General features: G+C 34.6%; 18 protein-coding genes and 1 pseudogene. 10 read left to right on the top strand and 9 right to left on the bottom strand.

The features are described 5' to 3' along the window. Positions 1–23: 23 nt before the first annotated feature. A complete protein-coding gene (locus BLW20_RS04980) occupies positions 24–1,259 on the bottom strand; it encodes a type IX secretion system plug protein (RefSeq protein ID WP_091097000.1) in 1,236 nt (411 codons plus the stop codon). A 140-nt stretch (positions 1,260–1,399) separates the two neighbouring features. Here BLW20_RS04980 and BLW20_RS04975 point away from each other — a divergent pair, with 140 nt between their 5' ends. Then, a complete protein-coding gene (locus BLW20_RS04975; RefSeq protein WP_091096998.1) occupies positions 1,400–1,936 on the top strand; it encodes a hypothetical protein in 537 nt (178 codons plus the stop codon). A 246-nt stretch (positions 1,937–2,182) separates the two neighbouring features. Next, positions 2,183–3,396: pseudogene (locus BLW20_RS04970) on the top strand (IS4 family transposase). Between the two features lie 73 nt (positions 3,397–3,469). On the opposite strand, the gene BLW20_RS04965 reads toward BLW20_RS04970, so the two are convergent. Then, positions 3,470–4,171, bottom strand: a complete 702-nt coding sequence (locus tag BLW20_RS04965; protein WP_143037737.1) for a hypothetical protein — start codon at positions 4,169–4,171, stop codon at positions 3,470–3,472. A gap of 187 nt (positions 4,172–4,358) precedes the next feature. Here BLW20_RS04965 and BLW20_RS04960 point away from each other — a divergent pair, with 187 nt between their 5' ends. Together BLW20_RS04960 and BLW20_RS04955 are read left to right on the top strand one after the other, a co-directional pair. Beyond that, on the top strand, positions 4,359–6,092 hold the full coding sequence (locus BLW20_RS04960; RefSeq protein WP_091096993.1) for an aromatic amino acid hydroxylase: 1,734 nt from the start codon (positions 4,359–4,361) through the stop codon (positions 6,090–6,092). A gap of 124 nt (positions 6,093–6,216) precedes the next feature. Further along, a complete protein-coding gene (locus BLW20_RS04955; protein WP_091096991.1) occupies positions 6,217–9,030 on the top strand; it encodes a M16 family metallopeptidase in 2,814 nt (937 codons plus the stop codon). A 42-nt stretch (positions 9,031–9,072) separates the two neighbouring features. Here the strand turns inward: BLW20_RS04955 and BLW20_RS04950 are convergent, their stop codons facing one another. The 4 genes from BLW20_RS04950 to gpmI all read right to left on the bottom strand — a co-directional run bounded on the left by BLW20_RS04950 (position 9,073) and on the right by gpmI (position 13,236). Then, entirely contained in the window at positions 9,073–9,837 is a 765-nt protein-coding gene (locus BLW20_RS04950; RefSeq protein WP_091097065.1) for a class I SAM-dependent methyltransferase, read from the bottom strand. A 2-nt stretch (positions 9,838–9,839) separates the two neighbouring features. After that, on the bottom strand, positions 9,840–10,658 hold the full coding sequence (gene map / locus BLW20_RS04945) for a type I methionyl aminopeptidase (protein ID WP_091096989.1): 819 nt from the start codon (positions 10,656–10,658) through the stop codon (positions 9,840–9,842). Positions 10,659–10,774: 116 nt separating this feature from the next. After that, the gene (locus tag BLW20_RS04940; RefSeq protein ID WP_091096987.1) at positions 10,775–11,644 is read right to left on the bottom strand and encodes a T9SS type A sorting domain-containing protein; all 870 of its coding nucleotides are present in this window, start codon (positions 11,642–11,644) and stop codon (positions 10,775–10,777) included. Positions 11,645–11,718: 74 nt separating this feature from the next. After that, on the bottom strand, positions 11,719–13,236 hold the full coding sequence (gene gpmI / locus BLW20_RS04935; protein ID WP_091096985.1) for a 2,3-bisphosphoglycerate-independent phosphoglycerate mutase: 1,518 nt from the start codon (positions 13,234–13,236) through the stop codon (positions 11,719–11,721). Positions 13,237–13,416: 180 nt separating this feature from the next. On the opposite strand from gpmI, the gene BLW20_RS04930 reads away from it, so the two are divergent. Then, the gene (locus BLW20_RS04930; RefSeq protein WP_245725271.1) at positions 13,417–14,226 is read left to right on the top strand and encodes a murein L,D-transpeptidase catalytic domain family protein; all 810 of its coding nucleotides are present in this window, start codon (positions 13,417–13,419) and stop codon (positions 14,224–14,226) included. Positions 14,227–14,365: 139 nt separating this feature from the next. Next, entirely contained in the window at positions 14,366–15,754 is a 1,389-nt protein-coding gene (locus BLW20_RS04925) for an APC family permease (protein WP_177165031.1), read from the top strand. A gap of 5 nt (positions 15,755–15,759) precedes the next feature. On the opposite strand, the gene BLW20_RS04920 is transcribed toward BLW20_RS04925, so the two are convergent. After that, complete coding sequence (locus tag BLW20_RS04920) at positions 15,760–17,106, bottom strand: L,D-transpeptidase scaffold domain-containing protein (protein ID WP_091096980.1); 1,347 nt, start codon at positions 17,104–17,106, stop codon at positions 15,760–15,762. A 17-nt stretch (positions 17,107–17,123) separates the two neighbouring features. Next, positions 17,124–17,567: a GNAT family N-acetyltransferase gene (locus BLW20_RS04915; protein WP_091096978.1), complete on the bottom strand. Its 444-nt coding sequence runs from the start codon at positions 17,565–17,567 to the stop codon at positions 17,124–17,126. Between the two features lie 94 nt (positions 17,568–17,661). Here BLW20_RS04915 and BLW20_RS04910 point away from each other — a divergent pair, with 94 nt between their 5' ends. The 4 genes from BLW20_RS04910 to BLW20_RS04895 all read left to right on the top strand — a co-directional run bounded on the left by BLW20_RS04910 (position 17,662) and on the right by BLW20_RS04895 (position 21,828). Beyond that, positions 17,662–18,243: a Crp/Fnr family transcriptional regulator gene (locus BLW20_RS04910; protein WP_091096976.1), complete on the top strand. Its 582-nt coding sequence runs from the start codon at positions 17,662–17,664 to the stop codon at positions 18,241–18,243. An 85-nt stretch (positions 18,244–18,328) separates the two neighbouring features. Further along, positions 18,329–19,045 carry a pirin family protein gene (locus BLW20_RS04905; protein WP_091096974.1) on the top strand — a complete coding sequence of 239 codons (717 nt, stop codon included), beginning with the start codon at positions 18,329–18,331 and terminating at the stop codon, positions 19,043–19,045. A gap of 16 nt (positions 19,046–19,061) precedes the next feature. Further along, positions 19,062–19,583: a YceI family protein gene (locus BLW20_RS04900; protein WP_091096973.1), complete on the top strand. Its 522-nt coding sequence runs from the start codon at positions 19,062–19,064 to the stop codon at positions 19,581–19,583. A 97-nt stretch (positions 19,584–19,680) separates the two neighbouring features. After that, positions 19,681–21,828 (top strand): M3 family metallopeptidase, encoded by a 2,148-nt coding sequence (locus BLW20_RS04895; protein WP_091097060.1) that lies wholly within the window; start codon positions 19,681–19,683, stop codon positions 21,826–21,828. A gap of 44 nt (positions 21,829–21,872) precedes the next feature. On the opposite strand, the gene BLW20_RS04890 is transcribed toward BLW20_RS04895, so the two are convergent. Further along, entirely contained in the window at positions 21,873–22,280 is a 408-nt protein-coding gene (locus tag BLW20_RS04890; protein WP_091096971.1) for a hypothetical protein, read from the bottom strand. Positions 22,281–22,498 lie beyond the last annotated feature (218 nt).

Below are 22,498 nucleotides of genomic sequence, written 5' to 3'. Positions count from 1 at the left end.
TATCCAAATTTACGAATTAATTTTTAATTAGTTATCAATTTACTGTCTGCCTTACCCAAACCAATAATGCGGTCGTATCGGTCAGAGTCCGTTTTATAGTAAACCAACGCATGGTATTGATTTTCGGTTTCAAAGTAATTTCCATCGGGGTTTAGCTCTTCTAAAACGGTTCCGTCGTTTTTTGCGATCACGTATTTATAATTTGTAAAACCTTGCTTTAACAAAAGGGCTGTTTTATAAGATTGTGAAGCCTCATCGAACTTTAATTCAGAATCATTGTTCAACTGATAGTCGTTAAACATTCCCACAACATGCAGTTTTTGGTTATTGGGCAATTTATCTAAATGATAACTAAAATAAACCCAGACATAATCTGCTTCTGTATCGCCATTGGTTTGCAATGCATTTCTGCTTTTAAAAGCTCCGTTAACATCTTGATAATATGTGTAGAAATTACTTTCTTTTAACGGGTATTTATCTCTCAAAAAAACTTCAAACAGATCGTTTCTGGTTATTTTTCCAATGGTATTATTTACTTGTTTTATATCGCTGTTATCAAAGTAAAGGAATTCGTTTCCCGCCCAAAAATTTGTTTCTTCATCATATCGATAAACAAATTGGCTACCTATAATATATTGCGGCTTTAAATTATTTAACGCATTGTACCATTGACCATTTTGCAACAGCACAACATTTACATTTTGCTTTGGGTTTTGAAGTTGCATAGAACCAAAATCAATTGTCAGATAAAGATTCTGTTTAAAATCTGTTACTTTCAAATCCCGTGTTTTTTTTACTTCCAATCCAACGGAAACCAAATCTTCATACAACACAAACTTTCGTTGAATAACTTTTTCATCATCAACGTTGTAAATTTCCAACATGTAATTTCCCGATAATAAAATCCGGGTATTTCTGTTAGGCAACGTCAATTTATAATGTATAAAAGCCTGAAAAGTATTAAAAGATGTTTCGGTGTTTGAAATTCGAATATCCTGCACTCCGTTTATATATTCTGTTATATTTAAGCCAGACGGTTTCCAATCTCTGTTACAATGCACAATTTTATAATAATAATCAGATTCTGTTCCGGTTAAATCATCAAAACTAAACTGAAAAGATTCGTTTAATCTGAAAATAGGAATTAAAGATTCACTTCCCTGGTTAAAAGAAACCGATTTAATATAGTAAGGATCAGACACCGCAAAAGCCGAAATAAAATGCACACATAACAAGGTAAGAAATACTATTTTTCGCATAAGAACATGTTTCTGTTTCTTGTAAAGATAGTAATGATTTATAAAATGTTCAATTTTAAAAGTTTTTTTTACGTTTTCTTAAAAAGAATCCGTAAAATTGTTTTATTTTGCATATTAAACTCAAATAAAATTTTTATAGTATGAAAAAAATCGTTTTATCAATGGCAGTAATCGGTGGATTGGTATTCACATCTTGTAAAAAAGATGCTGCACAAGAAAATTTAGACAACAAATTAGATTCAATCACAGAACAAGTTGAAGATACTTTAAATGTTATTGAAGAACAAGTTGAAGACTCAGTAGAAGCATTAGAAGCCAGAATAAAAGAAGCTCAGGCAGAGTTTGACAAAGCTGTAACAGTTGAAGAAAAACAAGCTGCAACTAAAAAATTAAACGAAGCTAAAGCTGCTTTGGCTACTTTAAAAGGTGAAGCTATCTCTACTGCAGAAGAAGTAAAACAAGAAGCCAACGCTGCCGCTAAAAAAGCAGGAGATGCTGCTAAAAGCACTGTAAAAAATGCTGAGAAGAAGGTTGAGAAAACCAAAGGAGAACTTTCTAAAGAGGTAACAAAAGCTCAAGGTAAAATTAATACAGAAACTACTGATAAGGCTAGAGAATTAAGTAAAGAGGAAGCTGTACAAGTTAAAGGAAAACTAATTCCAAGCAGTAATAACTAATCTTTTACACCTTACCATTAAAAAAGTAAAATCAAAAAGCGAAGTAATATATATTGCTTCGCTTTTTTAACAAAAATTTTACTCATAAAAAAACAGAGTTTTCACTAGTCATGGTCGGAAGATATTTCTTCCGACTTTTTCTTTTTTATCCATTATAAATTATTAATTTAATTAGTTGATTTTTAGAGATTTGTCTTGTTTTAACGCTTGTTTTTTTGTATCTTTATTACTGATAATCAAATATTTATGTCTGTTTTTAAAGACCACAAAATTTCTCTTAAACAAGTTTTGGAATTTATTCCAGAAGCACTTTTAAGTCATCTTTCAACAACAACCAAAGTAGATTACTACAGTAAGGTTCTTCATGGAAAGAAAATGTTTTACTTACTTCTGTTCTGTATTTTTGATAATGAAAAATTGAGTCAGAGAACTTTAGAAGATACCTTTAACAGTAGTGGTTTCAAAGCTTTATTTGGATTAGGAGAAGAAGAAAAAATACGCAGAAGTTCAATTTCCGAGAGGATTTCAAAGATAGATTCCAATTATTTTAAAGAGATTTACGAACAAATGTACGGTCAGTTTTCAGCACTTTATTCGAAGACTGAAATCGAAAAATACAATTTAATTAGGGTTGATAGTACCATTGTTGCTGATACTTGCAACAAACTTAAAGAGGGAATTGATCAGAAAAGCGGTAAAAAACTGGTGAAATTTAATTTCTCGTTTGATGGAATTCTACCTTCGGGAGTTGAAGTTTTTACAGGTCAAAAGTATTCTTCTGAAGAATCAGCACTTCCCGAAGCTATTTTAAAACAAGTTAAAAAAGAAGAACATCACGATAATATTTATGTCATAGATAGAGGTTTACAATCGACCAGAACAATGAAACACTTTGAAGAAAAGTCTGTGAAATTCATTATTCGTTCAAAAGAAAATCGAAAATTTGAGGAATTAGAATCTTTTCTTGATGAAAAAGATCAGAAATGGGATGATTGGAAACTTATAAAAGACAGTAAAGTAAAGCTTTACACTGGAAAACCAATTTTGAATAAACGAGGAAATATTCATCATCGCGAAGAAAAAGTAGAAACAGATTTTCGGTTGGTAATCATCAAAAATGAAACAACAAGCAAAGAATTTTGGTTCCTAACGAATGAATTTGAGCTATCAGCTAAAGAAATTTCAGATTATTACAAAAACGCTGGGATATAGAGGTATTCTTCAGATTTATGAAACAAGAACTAAATTTAAGCCATCTGATTTCACTTAACAAAAACGGAATCGAAGTAATGCTTTACATGACAATGATTGCCGCTATGTTGCTTTTGATTTACAAAAAAGCAAATAACTTAGGTTACAAAACAGCCAAAAGACGCATTGCAATGGAACTTAGAGATATGATTACAGCTGTTTTAATCGTTTTCGCAGGTGGAAATCCCGATAAAGTGTTCAAAACTTAAGCATAAAAAATGGCCGGAATTTTATTCCGACCATGACTAGAGTTTTCACTCTGTTTTTTATTTAAAATGTTTACTATTTTACAACTTTTGTTAATTTAGTATTATCAATTTTTTCAACATTGTTTAAATCAACAGATTTTTTTGTCAATTGAGTTGCTTTAAAAGATGTAAAATTAGAAGCAGACTTCCCTCCTGATAATGTAAATCCTAATGGTCCATACATAAGTCCATCAAAATCTAAGTTAACTGTACCCTCTGCAAAAGTAGTTGAAGTTGTGTAGTTAATTTTCTCTCCTTCTTCATCCCACACAGCGATGTTAATATTAAACGCTGTGATTCCTTCTGGATCAGCAACTGACTCTCCACCAACTATAACTTCGGTTCCTAGTAAGAAAACCTCTTCAGCTTCTTGCGGATAAACAGGAGTATCTCCATTTACCGGAACAAATATTTGAGTCCATAGAGCATTCTCAGCTGTTTGCCAATCTGAAGTACCTTCTCCTTCGTGAGAAATAAAAATCCACCGAGTGGCGAGTACTGGTTCTTCTTCAGTTCCAATATTATAACCAATCATCTGATTTTCAGCATTAACGACTACTCCTGTAGTTGTCATATCCATAGTATAATCAGTACCAGCCCATGTAAATTTACTACCTGTTGTTACCGGTGGTTCTGGAGGAGTTGGATTAGAATCATCACTTCCACAAGAAGTCACCGTTAAAGAACCTACAGCAACAAAAGCAATTGCTGCCATTGATAAAAATACTTTTTTCATAATAATAGATTTATATTATTTTATTGTTAATTTATAACGCTAAATTAGGAATTAATTTTTAATAAACAACACCTCGTACAAAAAAATGTTTTTTTTAACATCTACCGGAATTAACACCTTAATATATCGAAAGTAATAAAAATACATTATTTTTGAAGATTATAAATTATAATAACATCATCCAAATATGAACGAGCATTTTGAAACCAATCCGCTAATTGATCGTTTACCTAAACACCTTAAACAGTTTATTAAACCACAAAACTACGAAGATTACACGCCTATAAACCAAGCGGTGTGGCGTTACGTAATGCGCAAAAATGTTGATTATCTATCTAAGGTTGCACATTCTTCCTATTTAGATGGTTTAAAGAAAACGGGGATTTCAATAGAAAGCATTCCAAGTATGTATGGCATGAACCGTATTTTAAAAGAAATTGGTTGGGCTGCAGTTGCGGTTGACGGTTTTATTCCACCAAATGCTTTTATGGAATTTCAAGCTTATAATGTATTGGTTATTGCCTCAGACATTCGTCAGTTAGAAAATATTGAATATACACCTGCTCCCGATATTATTCATGAAGGTGCCGGACACGCACCGATTATCGCTAATCCCGAATATGCTGAATATTTACGTAGATTTGGCGAAATTGGTTGCAAAGCCATCTCATCGGCTCATGATTATGAAATTTATGAAGCCATCCGCGAATTATCGATTTTAGAGGAGGCAGAAGGAACCCCGGAAAGTGAGTTAAAACGTATTCGTACAAAAGTTGACGAATTACAAGCGAAAACCACTGAACCATCAGAAATGGCATTGATTCGTAATTTACACTGGTGGACGGTAGAATACGGTTTGATTGGAGCTGTTGAAAACCCTAAAATATATGGTGCCGGTTTATTATCTTCTATCGGTGAAAGCGAATGGTGCATGACAGACAAAGTTAAAAAGCTACCTTATAGTATAGATGCCGCTTATCAAGGTTTCGATATTACAAAACCTCAACCTCAATTATACGTTACTAAAGACTTTGCCCAATTAAGCATGGTTTTAGAAGAGTTTGCAAATAAAATGGCTTTACGCACGGGAGGATTAAGCGGACTTAAAAAGCTGATTAACTCTAAAGCATTAGGAACAATCGAACTTTCTACCGGTTTGCAAATTTCGGGCATTTTCACAAATGTTATTGAACATGATGGTAAACCCGTCTATATTCAAACGACAGGAAAAACGGCGTTGGCTTACCGTGAAAAAGAATTGGTAAATCATGGAACAACCCATCATTCAGAAGGATTTGGCAGTCCGATTGGTCGTTTAAAAAACATCAATCTGACTATTGAAGATATGAGTCCGCGCGATTTACAGGCATATAATATTTACGAAGGAAATCATGTTGAATTAGAGTTTGAGGGTGATATTAAAGTTTCGGGCGAAATCATCACAGGATCAAGAAACTTACGCGGCGAAATCATCTTAATAAGCTTTAAAAACTGCACAGTTACACATAACAACGATATTTTGTTTCAACCAGAATGGGGAACTTACGATATGGCAGTTGGTAAAAAAATTGTTTCGGCATTCTCAGGTCCTGCCGATATTAATAGTTTTGATATGATTACGCACATTCCATCGACCAAAACTATTAAATCTAAAAAAACGGAAGAGCGAGAAGCCTTAGAAAAACTTTATAAAAGAGTAAGAGATTACCGTGAAAAGCAAACCAATGAAGATTTAAATCAAATCTTAGAAGAATTAATCAATCATCATCCGCAAGACTGGCTGTTAACTTTAGAAATCGTTGAGCTATCAAAACTCAAAAATTTACCAATACATGACAAATCTTTAGAACATTTGCAAAAGGTAAAGGAAAACCGACCAGAAGTTGCTCATTTAATTACCAACGGATTAAACTTATTATAACATTTTTATCAAAAAAGACTTTCAATCACGGAAGTCTTTTTATTTTTTAACAATTCATTATCAGTTTTGAATTTAATTATCTAACTATTTTATCTATTTTTATCAAAATTCAAAAACATCACAAATGAACTTAAAAAAAATTACTTTAGCGTTACTTGTGCTACCGGCTTCTTTATGGGCTCAAGTTGCTGATCTAAATCAAAAAATCCCTAATGACCCAGATGTTCGTATCGGAAAATTAGACAACGGCTTAACTTATTACATCCGCAAAAACGGAAAACCAGAAAAAAAAGTAGATTTACGCTTGGTTTTAAACGCCGGGTCCATCTTAGAAACCGACAAGCAAGTAGGCTTGGCTCACTTCATGGAACACATGGTTTTTAACGGAACCAAAACATTTCCTAAAAACGAATTAATCAACTATCTACAAAGTATCGGCGTTAAATTCGGTCAGCATTTAAATGCGTATACCAGTTTTGATGAGACTGTTTATTTCTTACCGATCCCGTCTGACGATCCCGTAAAATTAGACAAAGGATTCCAAATTTTAGAAGACTGGGCTTTCAATGCCAACTTGGATGCAAATGATATTGACGACGAACGCGGTGTGGTTATCGAAGAATACCGTACCCGTTTGGGAGCTAACGAGCGTATGATGAAAAACTATTTACCAAAAATGCTTCATAATTCATTATACCCGAAACGTTTACCTATTGGTACCAAAGAAAATCTGGAAACATTTAAACACGAAGAAATCCGACAATTTTATAAAGATTGGTACCGTCCTGATTTAATGGCAGTAATCGTTGTGGGGGATATTAATGTTGATGAAATGGAAGCGAAGATCAAGGATCATTTTGGAAAATATAAAAATCCTGAAAACGCTAAAGAACGTAAAACATTTGACATTCCTAACCACAAAGAAACTTTTGTTTCTATAAACACCGATAAAGAAGCAACCTCTTCAATGGTTCAGATTTTTTACAAAGACCACGAAAAAAGCACACCGTCAACAACTGTGGGCGATTACAGAACCGATTTTATTGAGGGATTATTTTCAAGAATGCTGAATGCCCGTTTAGAAGAATATACAAACGATGCCAACCCGCCATTTGTTTACGGTTACAGTTATCACGGAAGTTTGTTAGGGCGTGGTAAAGAGGCTTTTCAGTCGATTGCAATGACAGCCGAAGACAAACAGTTAGAAGCTGTGAGAACATTAGCTACTGAAAATGAGCGTGCACGTAAATTTGGTTTTACGCAAACAGAATTAGATCGTGCTAAGAACGAATATTTGGCATCGTATGAAAAAATGTACAATGATAGAGATAAAAATAACTCATCGGTATATTTAGGTCGATACCAAAACAATTTCTTAAAAGGTGAAGCAATTCCATCTATTGAATATTCATATAATTTGGTAAAAGAATTACTGCCAACCATTACCTTAAAAGATGTAAACAAGGTGATTCATTCATACATTAAAGATGAAAACAGAGTAATTATCTTAATGGGTCCTGAAAAAGACGGCTTAAAAACACCGACCGAACAAGAGGTTTTAGCGGCTTTAGATGTATCAAAAGTTGAAATTACACCTTATGAAGATGTAGCTGTTGCCGAATCGTTAATCCGTAATGAAATCAAACCGGGCAAAGTGGTTAAAACTTCAAAGAACGATAAATTAGGAACAACCACTTTAGAACTTTCTAACGGCGCTAAGGTTACTTACAAAAAGACCGATTTTAAAAATGACGAGGTATTATTTGACGCTGCAAGTTTTGGTGGATTTAATTTATTGGATACCAAAACATACAAAAGCATCAATTTAGCAACAAGCGCTGTACCACAAGCCGGTATTGCCGGTATGGATCAAAATGCGTTGTCTAAATTCAACACTGGGAAGCTTTATCGTGTTACACCTTATGTTGGAGGAATGACTGAAGGTTTCTATGGAAATTCTACACCAAAAGATTTAGAATTTTTATTCCAATCGATTTATGCTTACTTCACAGATTTAAATTACGATGAAAAAGCGTATGAATCTGAAAAAAGTAAATCAAAGTCATTTTATGCCAACATCATGTCGCGTCCGGAAACATATTTCTCTAAGGAAGTATCAGATTTTATGTTTGGACATAATGAGCGTTATATATCGTTTCCACCTGAAGAAAAAGATTGGGAAACCACCGATTACAAAAAAGCATACGAATTGTTTAAAGAACGATTTGCCGATGCAAGCGATTTTGAATTTTTCTTTGTTGGAAATGTAACCGACGAGCAAATGAAAACGCTGTCTGAAAAATATTTAGCTTCATTACCTGCCTTAAACAGAAAAGAAACGTTTAAAGATTCAGGTATTCGTGCCATTACAGGAGTTCACAAAAAAGAGGTTTTCAAAGGAAACGATGACAAGGCAACCGTAAGAATTTCATACACCGGAGAAACTACTTATTCTGAAAAAGAAGACTTGGCAATGCAAGCATTAGGTGAAATTCTGACAATTAAATTAATCGAAGAGTTGCGTGAAAAAGAAGGTGGCGTGTATGGTGCCGGAGCAAGAGGAGGTTTAAACAAATTACCGTATGGTTCATACAATTTCTCTATTTCGTATCCTACAAATCCTGCTGATGCCGATAAATTAATTGAATTAACGTTGAAAGAAGTTGAGAAAATTCAACAAAACGGGCCAGAGGCAGCTGATTTAGACAAATTTAAAGAAGGTGAAATGACCGATTACACTAAATCTTTAAAGGAAAATAAATATTGGTTAGATGTATTATCAGACGCTTACACTTCACAAGAAAACCCTGAAAAAGCGTTAGATTTTGAAAAAAATCTAAAAGCATTAACAGCAAAAGAAGTACAAGAGGTAGCAAAGAAATATTTAACTAAAAATCGTATTATCGCAGTATTAAAGCCAGAAACGGCTAAAAAATAGCAGTTCAACAAAAAACTCCGATTGAATATTCAATCGGAGTTTTTATTTATAACAAACAGGAATTATTTCTCCTTTTGTTAAACAATATCGTTCAATTTCTTCATTTGATAAAGCCTTTGTATAATCGACCTCATCAACTTTAAAACCAATAATTCTTAATTTATCAAAGAAATCGCGTCCGTAAACCCGAACATGATCGTATTGTCCAAAAATTTTAGCACGCTCTTTTTTATCGGTAATCGAATGATCTTCAAATGTTTTTTCTCTTGATAAATCTTGCGGAATCTGTAAAATTGCTATTCCGCCCGGTTTTAAAATGCGATACAATTCCTGCATAGCCCTGGTATCATTGGGGATATGTTCTAAAACGTGATTGCATAAAATCATATCAAATTCGTTTTCTTCAAAAGGCAAATTACAGATATCGGCCTTTACATCTGCCAAAGGCGAATTTAAATCGGTTGTTATATACTCCAAATTTTTTTGCTTTTTAAAACGATTGTAAAAAGCCTGTTCAGGTGCAAAATGCAGTACCTTTAAATCTTTTGAAAAAAAAGGGGTTTCATTTTTTAAATACAGCCACAATAAACGGTGACGTTCTAACGACAACGTGCTTGGTGAAAGTACATTGTTTCGTTGCGTGCCATATCCGTAAGGAAGAAATGTTTTAAACGACTTTCCGTCGATAGGATCTGTAAAACGATTTCCCTTTAAAGCCAACGCCAAAACAGGACGTATAACATAACTCGCCCTGATAAGCACGGGGCGAGGTATGGTATTCAATATCGTTTTAAATATGTTTTTTATCATTAGATTACGAATGGTTCTTTGCGAAACTCATCTTCTTCGGTTGATTCAATACCCAATGCTTTGTAAATATAGGCAAATGTAGAAAGCAATTCAGGTTTTCCATCAACCAAAGCCACATCGTGTTCAAAGTGTGCCGATGGCCTTCCGTCGCGGGTAACTATCGTCCAACCGTCTTTTAACTGTTTAATATTTTTTGTTCCCATATTAATCATTGGTTCAATAGCAACGGTCATTCCTTCCTGAAATAATTTTCCACGACCTTTTTTACCATAGTTTGGCATTTCAGGACCCTCGTGCATTTTTTTACCCAATCCGTGACCAACTAATTCTCGTACAACAGAGTATCCGTGACCTTCGGCATATCGCTGAATAGCAGACCCCACATCTTCTACCCTATTACCTGCTTTAAATTCGCGAATTCCCACATAAAGCGATTCTTTGGTAACCTGAAGTAATTTCTTGGTTTCAGCCGCAACTTCACCCACTTCAAAGGTGTAACAATGATCTCCGTAATATTCATTTACAATAGCACCTAAATCGCACGAAACCACATCGCCGTCTTGCAAAGGTCTGTCAGTTGGTAAACCGTGTACAATTTGCTCATTTACACTTGTAAGCAAGGTACACGGACAGCCATAAAGCCCTAAAAACCCAGGGATTCCGCCATGATCTCTAATATATTGTTCTGCTAATTTATCTAATTGTAAGGTTGTTATACCCGGTTTAATTTCTGTAGCTAACATTCCTAAAGTTTTAGAAACCAGCAACGCTGCCTTACGCATGATTTCTATTTCTTCTTTAGTTTTTAATACAATCATTTTATATTTTTTTGTTGTGCAAATTTACTGATTTATTTTTTGTAGTGCTTTTTTTCTTTAAAGAAAAGAGCCTCAGAAAACTGAAGCTCTTAAAAAATTATAAAAATTGAGATAAATTATTTTTTAATAAACTTAGAAGTCGCTTTACCTTCGTTTGTAGTAATATCAATTAAATACGTACCTGCTGATAAATTAGAAACATTTATAGAAGTTGCATCTTTTTGTACTTTAACCACTTTACCGGTCATATCTGTAATCTTGATTTCGTTTGCATTTAAACCGTTTTTAGACTCAATGTTTAACACATCTGTTACCGGGTTTGGATACATAGTAAAGTTTTCGATAAAGAAATCTTGAGTGGATAATATTCCAGATACCAAGTCAATAATAATTTTACCATCAGCACCTGCAACTAAAGTAGAAATATCATCAGGTGTTGAAAGACCACATTGAGTAGCTAGTATATACCCTATTGCTGTTTCATTAGCAGTAACACCCATAGTATAGGTAGCGCCGTTCACAGCTCCATGAAAAACCTCCGCTACAATAACGTCTCCGGAAGACACCGAAATAGGAGAAGAAAATGGGATGGTTACTAAGCTCATTGTGTCATTAATTGTCAAATTTTCAGTAACACCACCCGATGATAAGTCAGTTAATCCTGAAGGATAAGATCCTGGAAAAGCACCGCTACTTTTATATAATTTTACTGAAATCGGAAAATTAGTAATCCCTGATGCAAAAGCTAAATTACCAACACCTACTTGTATAGCTGGAATATCCGTATTAGCATTCATTGTATAAGCTCGAAAATAATGTGTTTCGAATATTCCTGTACGTTGACCTTGAGAGTTTGTCTGAAAACAACCCACAGTTCCTTCATTTGCATCAGGAGCAACACCATTTGTTTGAGAAATAATCGTTGTCTGAGCATTTAAACCGACAGAAGCAACAATAAATGCTGCTAAAAGTAATAATTTTTTCATAATTTAAATTTTATTAATTAATTCACTCTAAAATTAATCTTTTTTTTAATATAAAAAAATTATTACTAAAATTTTTATATTAAATAGTTAGCTGTCATTACATCTGGCTGGGAAATTCCCATTAATTTTAACACTGTCGGTGCCACATCACCTAAAATACCGTTATGAATTTCTTTAATGTCATGGTCTATTAAAATTAAAGGCACAGGGTTGGTGGTATGTGCGGTATTAGGACTTCCGTCTGCGTTGTACATGGTTTCACAATTTCCGTGATCTGCTAAAATAAGTACGGTATAATTATTTGCTATGGCAGCCTCAACTACCTGGTGTGTACAAATATCAACTGCTTCACAAGCTTTTATTGCCGCATTCATACTTCCGGTATGCCCCACCATATCTCCGTTTGCAAAATTAATCACTATAAAATCAGCTTCGGCTTTGTTTAGCTCTGGTATTAAAGCATCTTTTAAATCATAAGCACTCATTTCGGGTTTTAAATCATAAGTAGCTACTTTGGGCGACGGGCAAAGGATTCGCGATTCGCCCTTAAAAGGTTCTTCACGTCCGCCAGAGAAGAAAAAGGTTACATGAGGGTATTTTTCGGTTTCTGCCATACGGATTTGCTTTTTACCTGCAGCTTCTAAAACTTCTCCTAAGGTATTAGTAATATTATCTTTATTATAGACCACTTTTACATTGGTGTAATTTTCATCGTAATTTGTCAGGGTAACATAGTATAAATCTAATTTTTTCATACCAAATTCCGGCAAATTGGTTTGCGACAACACTTCGGTTAATTGTCTGCCCCGATCAGTTCTAAAGTTAAAGAAAATCACCACGTCGCCATTTTTTATCGTTGCAACCGGCTGGTTCTTTTCATCGACCATTACAATAGGTTCAATAAACTCATCGGTGATTTCATTGGCATAACTATCAGCCATGCTCAAAACGGCATTGTGCGAAGGCATTCCAACACCTTTTACCAATAAATCATAAGCTTTTTTAACGCGTTCCCAACGTTTGTCTCTATCCATGGCATAATAACGCCCTATAACCGAAGCCAATTTTGCATCAGTATCTTCGATATGTTTTACTAAATTGTTGATATGATCGGCACCTGATTTTGGATCCACATCGCGTCCGTCGGTAAATGCATGAACAAAAATATCTTTCAGTCCAAAATCTTTCGCAGCATCTAACAATCCAAATAAATGATTGATATGCGAATGCACCCCTCCATCAGAAACCAAACCTAAAAAATGTACCGGTTTGTTGTTTGCTTTGGCATAATTAAAGGCTTGTTGCAATTCGGGCTCTGCACTCAAAGTTTTATTTACTACTGCCAGATTAATTTTAGCCAAATCCTGATACACTATTCTTCCGGCACCCAAATTCATGTGTCCCACTTCCGAATTACCCATTTGACCTTCAGGCAAGCCAACATTTAAACCATCGGTACGAAGCTCTGCATGTGGGTATTTTTTGTATAAACTATCAATAAACGGCGTATTTGCATGATCTATGGCAGATACTTTGGGATCGGGCGATTTTCCCCATCCGTCTAATATCATTAAAAGGACTTTCTTGTTCATAATCGGTAAAAAAATATGGTTCAAATTTACTATAGAATTTTAGAAAACGGTCTGTTTTTTTAACATTTTAGTAAAAACAAATGTTAAATATGTTTCATAAACATTAAATTAAGACATTGATTTACAATAAAGTTATTATATTTACGCTGAGAAAATTAAAATAATATAATATAAGAACAAATGAATTTTAAATTATTGCCTATTATGATGGTGGGTCTGTTATCATTTAAACCAATGGTAATTAACGACCACAACGGAGACAACAATGGAAATGGAAACGGTAAAAAAGTTACGGTAGTTACAAAGTCTTCTACTTTAAAATCTAAGGATTTAGCCGCTGTAACTAAAACTAATTTAAAATCTAATGCTACCAGCAATTTAAGTGCTTTTGATAAAATGGTTTTGTCAGAATATTTAGATTTAGATGAAAAAAACTTTGCAAAACCCGAATTAGAAAGTTTTAAAGCCGCTTTTAAAGGATACAATAAACTGAAAGAGGAAGGGAAAATTAAAAACGAAATCCTTACAATTATAGATTTTACAAAATCATCAACCGAACGCAGAATGTGGGTTATTGATATGAAAACGCATGACATTCTTTATCAAACGGTGGTTTCGCACGGAAGAAACAGCGGTAAAGAATTTGCTAACGATTTTTCAAACGCCCGCGAATCTTACAAAAGCAGCCTTGGTTTTTATACCACTGCTGAAACGTATATGGGTAAACATGGTTTATCTTTGCGTTTAGACGGTTTAGAAGCCGGTATTAACAGCAATGCGCGCGAACGCGATATTGTGATACACGCAGCAGATTACGCTAATGAAAACTTAGGGAAGAACCAGGGATACTTAGGCAGAAGCCTTGGTTGCCCCGCCTTGCCAAATGCAGTAGCCCATAAAATCATCAACCTGATTAAAGACGAAAGCTGCTTGTTTATCTATCATGCAGATAAACAAGATTATCTAACAAAATCGGAATTATTAAAATAAACAGATTATATAACTAAAAGCCCTCTTTCAAGGGCTTTTAGTCTTTTTTAATGTTCTTGAATTACATTTGTTTATTACAAAAATCATTATGGATAAAAATATACAATCTCCCAAGCTTTTAAAATCATTTAATCTAAAAATGGCGATCATTATAGTAATGAGTGCGATCATTGGCTCGGGTGTATTCAAGAAAGTTGCTCCTATGGCAGATTTGCTTCACGCCCCCTGGCTGGTAGTATTAGCTTGGCTAATGGCAGGAATCATTATTATGTGTGGCGTTTTGAGTATTGCTGAACTGGGTGCAATGTTTCCTCATTCAGGTGGTGCATACAGCTGGCTGGAAAAAATCTACGGTAAAAAATTAGGATTCCTGTACGGATGGGCCTGTTTTACGGTCATTCAAACCGCTGCAATTTCATCGATTGCTTTTGTATTCTCCGGTGCTCTGGGTACTTTTATCGATTTGCCCCATCTTCCTTCCGAATGGGCAGATATAAACGTTCTCGGACTTCAGCCTTTTTCTAATATCGGAGCAAAATTTGCTTCCTGCATACTTATTATTGCTTTAACTCTTGTTAATATAAAAGGAACAAAAAAAGGAGGAAATTTAAGTCTTGTTTTTACCTTTTTAATTACAGTTTCCATTCTCCTTATAACTTGTGCTGCATTTACCAACGATGTAGGAAGCATTCACACATTTGAGACTGTTTCTAAGAATTATCCCATGGGTGGTTTTACGTTTATTGGATTCATCAGTGCCATGGTTTTGGCAATCCGAAACGCTTTTTGGGGTTATGAAGGCTGGATTGCTTTGGGTTTTATAGGAGAAGAAATTAAGAATCCGAAAAAGAATTTACCACGTGCGCTTATCATCGGTATTTCTTCTATTATTTTGCTTTATCTGCTTATCAATAGCGCGTATCTATACGTGATGCCGATTGATGAAATGATGGTATCTATTCGTGCCGATGAAAATAATATTGCCGCTGTGCTGGTAATTAACAAGCTGCTTGGACAAGGCGGTGCATACATCATCAGCGGAATGATTTTAATTTCAACTTTTGGTTGTACAAATGCTACGATTTTAGTTTCGTCAAGAATTTATTACGCTATGGCAAAAAAAGGATTTTTCTTTAAAAAAGCTGCATTGACGCACCCTAAAAACAAAACGCCTCACCATTCATTAAAATACCAATGCATCTGGGCTTGCATTTTGGTTTTCTCGGGATCCTTTGACATGCTGACCGATATGCTTATCATTGTTGGTTTTCTATTTTTCGGACTTGTTGTTTTGGGGGTCATTTTATTACGAATCAAAGAAAAAGATATTTCACGTCCGTACAAAATGCCCGGTTATCCAGTTGTTCCGGCAATGTTTGTGCTTTTTTGCATTTTACTATTAGGAATTTCTCTTTACGAATCTCCCGGAAAATCTTTGATAGGAATTGGTTTGGTTCTCTCCGGATTACCTTTTTATTATTATTGGAATAAAAAAAAGAGGAAAGAAAATAATTATTTATCTGAATAGGTTTCCTATTGGATCAATCGTTTGTACAATCTGTTATCTAACGCGTAAATATCATTAAGAATTTTCACAGATCCTGTAGAATCAATTACAGCCGTAAAATACACCTGATGAACATTTACTTTTTGGTTCAGTTTGAAATTTTTTGTCTTTTCATAATGTGCTAATGTATCCATTTCGCTACGCAATATGTTTTTACCCTCCAATTTAAAAATGGTTTCAGCCAAACCAAATGGATTTTCTACCCGTACACAACCCGAACTCAACGCCCGGTTAGCAACGCCAAACATTGCCCGGTTATTGGTGTCATGCAGATAAACCATGTGCTTGTTTGGGAAATCAAATTTTATTTGTCCCAACGAATTTAAACGTCCGGTTTGCTGAACGTATCGGTACGAGCCATAATTTTCAGGATTCCAGTTTTCAGGATCTACCTGTTTACCTGTTTTTTTATCGTAAATTGTCAATCGGTTTGATTCAAAATAGCCTCGGTTTGCTGTGGCTTTCGGAACCAGATCTTTCTTTAAAATGGTGGGCGGAACCGTCCATTTGGGATTAATAATAATACCGCTGAATGAAGACGAAAGCACAGGTGTTCTGCGTTCTTTTTTACCTACAATAACTTTGTGCGTTTCAACAATTTGATTGTTTTGAACCAGCTGCAACCGGTATTCGGGCAAATTAATCCAAACATAATTTTCACCTAAATCGGGCTGTAACCATTTGGTACGTTCAAAATTAACCCAGATTTTCTTTTGCATCAAACCTTCTGCCGAAAGCGTATCTTTTGAGATTATGGGAACATATTTTGCAAAGGCTTTCTTGTATTTTAGATACAATTCGCTTTTTGGTTTAATATCTTCTAACGTTTTATGGATGTTTTTTTCTACTAACGATTTTTCTAACAACGACACAAAGTCAAACTCTTGAATATAGGGTTCCCAATCGCCATATAATTTTTTGGGGTTGACCTTGCCCGATGCTAATTGATTGGCTATTTTGAAAAAATTTTCACTAAAATCAATATCTGCTTTTTTTAATTCGGGAATGCTTAGGTTTTTATAATCCCAATGAGCCTTTATTAATTTTGCTAACGGATAGCTTTCAGGTAAAACTCCGTCATATCTGCTATCGATAATTGCAGAAATCAATTCGTTGCGGTTTAAACTATCCTGCCATACGGTTTCAAAATCGTTGTTGGCATAAAAAGTTGTTATTTGTTCATTTTTTCCAAATAACAGTGGTTTTTCTATAAGAAATTTCTTCTCGGCGTTGCTCAATGAAACCCTGACCGTTTCAGGTTCGGAACAAGCAGAGAATAACAGTAAACCAACAACAATTTTTTTCCAGTTCATTCTAAAAATGATTAATCTTATTTGGGTACAAATTTAAACATAATTCTATGAGAACCTATATGCGGAATCACCACTTTCTGAACGTTTAACTGATAACCGCTTTTCTTATAAAACGGAACGGCATAATCACGGGCAAAACACCAAATCATCACGGTTCCTTTTCTGGAAATATTTTCTTCGGCAAAATGCAACAACCGTTTGCCAATATGCTTGTGTTGATGTTTCTGTTCAACAGACAACCCTGTTAAACGATACACCGGATGCACCTTATAAGTATTTGTTTTCTTTAGCATCATTGTTACCGCTCCTACTAATTCATTGTTTAGAAAAGCACCAAAATGCTTCGTTCCTTCGTCTAAATCGCCTTCAAAAGAACATGTTTCTATGGGTTGCCCCATTCTTAATACTTTATGGCGCATTACCACAACATTGTCAGGTTTTATTTGTTTAAATGTCAACATACCGATTTATATATTTTTAACAAGGTACTAATTTAAATAGTTCTAATCATAATTAATCATTAATTTTATAATTGTTAATTTCAGAATGTATTTTATGGAAAATCTGTTACTTCAAAATATCGCAAAACATGTTACGTTAACTCCCGACGAAGAAAAAACAGTTTTAAATGCTTTTGCATCAGACCGCTTTAAGGCAAAAACCATTGTAATAAAACCGGGAGATGAAGCACATTTTACTTATTTTGTTTTAAAGGGAATTTTGCGCAGCTACACCATAGACGATAACGGAAACGCACATATTTTAAGTTTCGCCACACCCGGTTGGTGGGTTGCCGATATGTATAGCTACTTAACCGGCAAACCCGCTATTTTATATGTTGATGTTATGGAAGACTGCGAGGTGTTAATTTTACAAAAATGCGACAGTGAACGTTTGTTTAAAGAAGTACCCAAGCTGGAACGTTTTTTCAGGATTTTAACCGAAAACAACTTAATTGCAAATCAACAGCGTGTTTTAGATAAAATGTCGTTATCTGCCGAAGAACGTTATGAAAAATTCCTTGCAAAATATTCAGACATTGTAAACTGTTTGCCGCAAAAATACATTGCATCGTTTATTGGCGTAACACCCGAATTTTTCAGTAAAATGAAAGCAAATTTATTGCGTAGGAAATAATTGTCAATTTCTTAATTTAGATTAATCGCCATTGATTCTCAAACACCTAACTTTGTACTATCAATTTATAAGAAAGGAAAAAAAAATGGCAAAACACATTATCCATAAAGCAGATACAAGAGGTTATGCCGACCATGGTTGGTTAAAATCTTATCACACGTTTTCATTTGCAGGATATTTTAATCCGGAACGAGTTCATTTTGGTGCACTTCGTGTTTTAAATGATGACTATGTGGCAGCCGGAAGGGGCTTTGGAGAACATCCGCACGAAAACATGGAAATTGTTTCTATTCCGCTTGAAGGAAAGTTAAGCCACAGAGACAGTACCGGATCTGCCGGTGTGATCCAAAAAGGTGAAATTCAGTTCATGAGTGCCGGAACAGGTGTTACACACAGCGAGATGAACGACAGCCAAACCGAAGCAGTGAAGTTTTTACAAATATGGATTATTCCTAACAAAATAAATATTACGCCGCGTTACGGTCAAATGGAATATCAGTTAAAAGACAACGAACTAAAAACGCTGATTCAACCTACAGCCACAGAAGGTACTTTACGGTTACAGCAAGACGCTTGGTTTAAAATGGCAAAATTTAATGCCGGCGAAGAAATTTCGGTCAATATTGAAAATCCTGACACGAACGGGATGTATATTTTTATCTTGAACGGATCTTTAGAAATAAACGGAAATCAGTTAACGACCCGCGATGCAATTGGTATTTGGGAAACGGATAAAGTACAAATTAAAATAAACCAAAACAGTGAATTTCTGATGATAGAAGTTCCAATGAATAGCAACTAATTTAAAATTTTATATTATGAAAAAATGGACAATAGATTCAGCACACAGCGAAATTGGATTTAAAGTAAAACACATGATGTTTACCAACGTTAAAGGGCATTTTAACGATTATTCGGCAGCTATCAATTTTAATGATGATTTAAAAGAGGCGAATTTGCAGTTTGAAGCAAAAATCAACTCCATTACCACAAACAATGCCGACAGAGATAACCATTTAAAAAGTCCCGATTTTTTTGATATGGATCAATACCCAACATTGAACTTTAAATCAACAAAAATTGAAGGCAACGGTAATGACTACGAAATTACTGGTGATTTAACCATTAAAGGCATTACTAAACCCGTTAAATTAAATGCAGAATTCAGCGGATTAATGACCGATCCTTGGGGAAACACAAAAGTAGGTTTAAATATAGACGGAAAAATCAACCGTAAAGATTTTGGTTTAACCTATAATGCAGCATTAGAAACAGGTGGTGTTTTAGTAGGTGAAGATGTAAATCTGAATGCTGAAATTCAGTTGGTTGAACAAAAATAAAACGAACCTTTTTAATTGTTTTTGTAAAGTACAATCTTTCAACAGATTGTACTTTTTTTATGCCAATAGATTTAGTAAATTGCGGAAAAACATAAAAATGAAGCGAAAAACAATCATTATGCTGGCCATTTTAGTAGGAGCCACCGTACAGCAATCGTGTAAAAAAAAGGAAAATACCGCAATGACATCAGGACAAGAAAACCCTTTAATTGCCGAATGGAACACTCCGTTTGAAGTACCTCCGTTCGACCAAATTAAAAACAGCGACTTTAAACCGGCTATTTTAGAAGGAATTAAAGAGCATGAAAAAGAAATCAAAGAAATTGTTGACAATAAAGAGCATCCCACCTTTGAAAACGTAATTGTAGCTATAGACAACGCCGGCGGAACGCTTAAAAAAGTCACCACTGTTCTCTACAATTTAACCAGTGCCAATACCAATGACGAACTGCAAAAATTATCGCAGGAAATGGCACCTACCCTTTCAGAACACAACGACAACATTTATTTAAACGATGCGCTTTTTCAAAAAGTAAAATCTGTTTACGATCAAAATATTGTATCAAAACCCGAAACTTTAAAATTAAACGCAGAACAACAAATGTTGTTAAACGAAACCTATAAACGTTTTGTGCGAAGCGGTGCTAATTTATCGGCAGAAGATAAAGAAAAACTAAAAAAGCTGAACAGTGAATTATCTGTTTTATCGTTAAAATACGGAGACAACCTTTTAAAAGAAACCAACAATTACGAGTTGGTTATCGATAATAAAGAAAACTTAGCCGGTTTGCCGCAAGAATTAGTTGATGCCGCTGCTGAAGAAGCCAAAAATAAAAGCAAAGAAGGCAAATGGGTATTTACATTGAGTAATGCCAGCGTTATGCCGTTCTTGCAATATGCCGACAAACGTGATTTACGCACCACAATTTGGGATGCTTATCAAATGCGAAGCAACCAGAATAACGAAAACGACAACAAAGAAATTGCCTTAAAAATCGCGAATTTACGTATGCAAAAAGCACAATTGCTGGGCTATAAAAATCATGCGGAATACGTATTAGAAGAAAGTATGGCAAAAACACCGGATGCCGTGAACGATTTATTAATGAAATTGTGGAAACCTGCACTGAACAAAGCAAAACAAGAAGCTTCGGATATTCAAAGCTTAATGAGAAAAGACGGAATCAACGAAGATGTAACACCTGCCGACTGGCGTTATTATGCTGAAAAAATCCGTAAAGAACGGTACAGTTTAGACGAGCAGGAATTAAAACCTTATTTAAGTTTAGAAAATGTTCGTCAGGGTATTTTTGATGTAACCAATAAGTTGTATGGCTTAACCTACAAAGAACTGACCAATGTACCAAAATACCACGAAGACGTTACTGTTTGGGAAGTTTTTGACCAAGACAAATCTACATTGGGCGTTTTGTATATGGACATGCACCCGCGTGCATCAAAACGTGGTGGTGCCTGGATGACTTCGTACCGCAACCAGCAAATGGAAAACGGCAAACGCAAAGTACCGGTAATTTCTATCGTTTGTAATTTCACAAAACCAACAGCTACCACTCCGTCTTTACTAACATTTGATGAAACAACAACGTTTTTTCATGAATTTGGACATGCATTACACGGATTGCTATCAAACGTAAATTATAAAAGTTTGGCAGGAACTAACGTTCCAAGAGATTTCGTAGAACTGCCCTCACAAGTTATGGAAAACTGGGCTGCCGAACCCGAAGTTTTAAAGATGTATGCAAAACATTACAAAACAGGCGAAGTAATACCTGATACTTTAATAGAAAAAATGAAAAAGGCAGGTACGTTTGATCAAGGATTTGCAACAACCGAATATTTGGCAGCATCGTTTTTAGATATGCAGTACCACACAGCAACTACAGAAATTAAAGACGATGTGAACACTTTTGAAATCAATGCCATGAAAAACATTGGTTTGATTGATGCGATAATTCCCCGTTACCGCAGCACTTATTTCAGTCATATTTTTGCAGGAGGATATTCATCAGGATACTACAGCTACATTTGGAGTGCCGTATTAGACACAGATGCTTTCCAGGCGTTTAAAGAGACTTCATTATTCAATCAGGAAAAAGCAAAATTATTCCGTGAAAACGTATTGGAAAAAGGCGGAACCGAAGACCCCGCAGCATTATACAGAAAATTCCGTGGTGCCGATCCAAAGATTGAACCGCTGTTGAAGAAACGTGGATTGGATAAATAATTTTTTAAATATAAAACGCTCGAAAATATCGAGCGTTTCTTATGCTATTTCAATTCTATATTTCGAATGTTCATTATACAACCATTAAACATACCAAAATGCCCCTTAATATTTCTATTAAACTGTCCTATAACTGTCGCATATTTATGTGTACATTCTCCCTCCAACTTATGAATATCTTTTTTAGACATCATTAACCAATATTTCAAGTTCGTTTTATTTTTTCTATTCCGATTTTTGGTATCATAAATTGCAGTTCCTTCAAATTCAATTATCATAAATCCTGTTACAGAAATAACCTTTCCATTATACTTCTCTGGATTATTATATAATTTTCTGAGACTAACTTTTATTGGTTTTTCTGTAGAATTATTAGCGTTTTCAATATTAAATTGGTCTAAAGCTGATTGTGCATTTAGTATCGTACAATTACTGATAAAAACAAAAATCAAAAAATATATTTTTTTCCACTACTAACCGACTAACTTTTCAAAATTAAGGAGCTTCCCATTGTGGTTAGCTCCTTTTTTCATATTTTGGTTTTACGACAAATCAAAAATATGAGCAATAAAGATACAGAAAAGAAATTAGTCGGTCAGCCGATTTTCAAACAAATCATCAATTTTATTCCAAAAGATAAATTTGATATGCTTGTCTACAAGCATAGTTC

It is taken from the genome of Paenimyroides marinum, assembly GCF_900108395.1.
Lineage (GTDB): Bacteria > Bacteroidota > Bacteroidia > Flavobacteriales > Flavobacteriaceae > Flavobacterium > Flavobacterium marinum.
The sequence above is the reverse complement of the archived record's forward strand: the minus strand, read 5'-3'. Positions and strand labels throughout refer to the sequence as shown.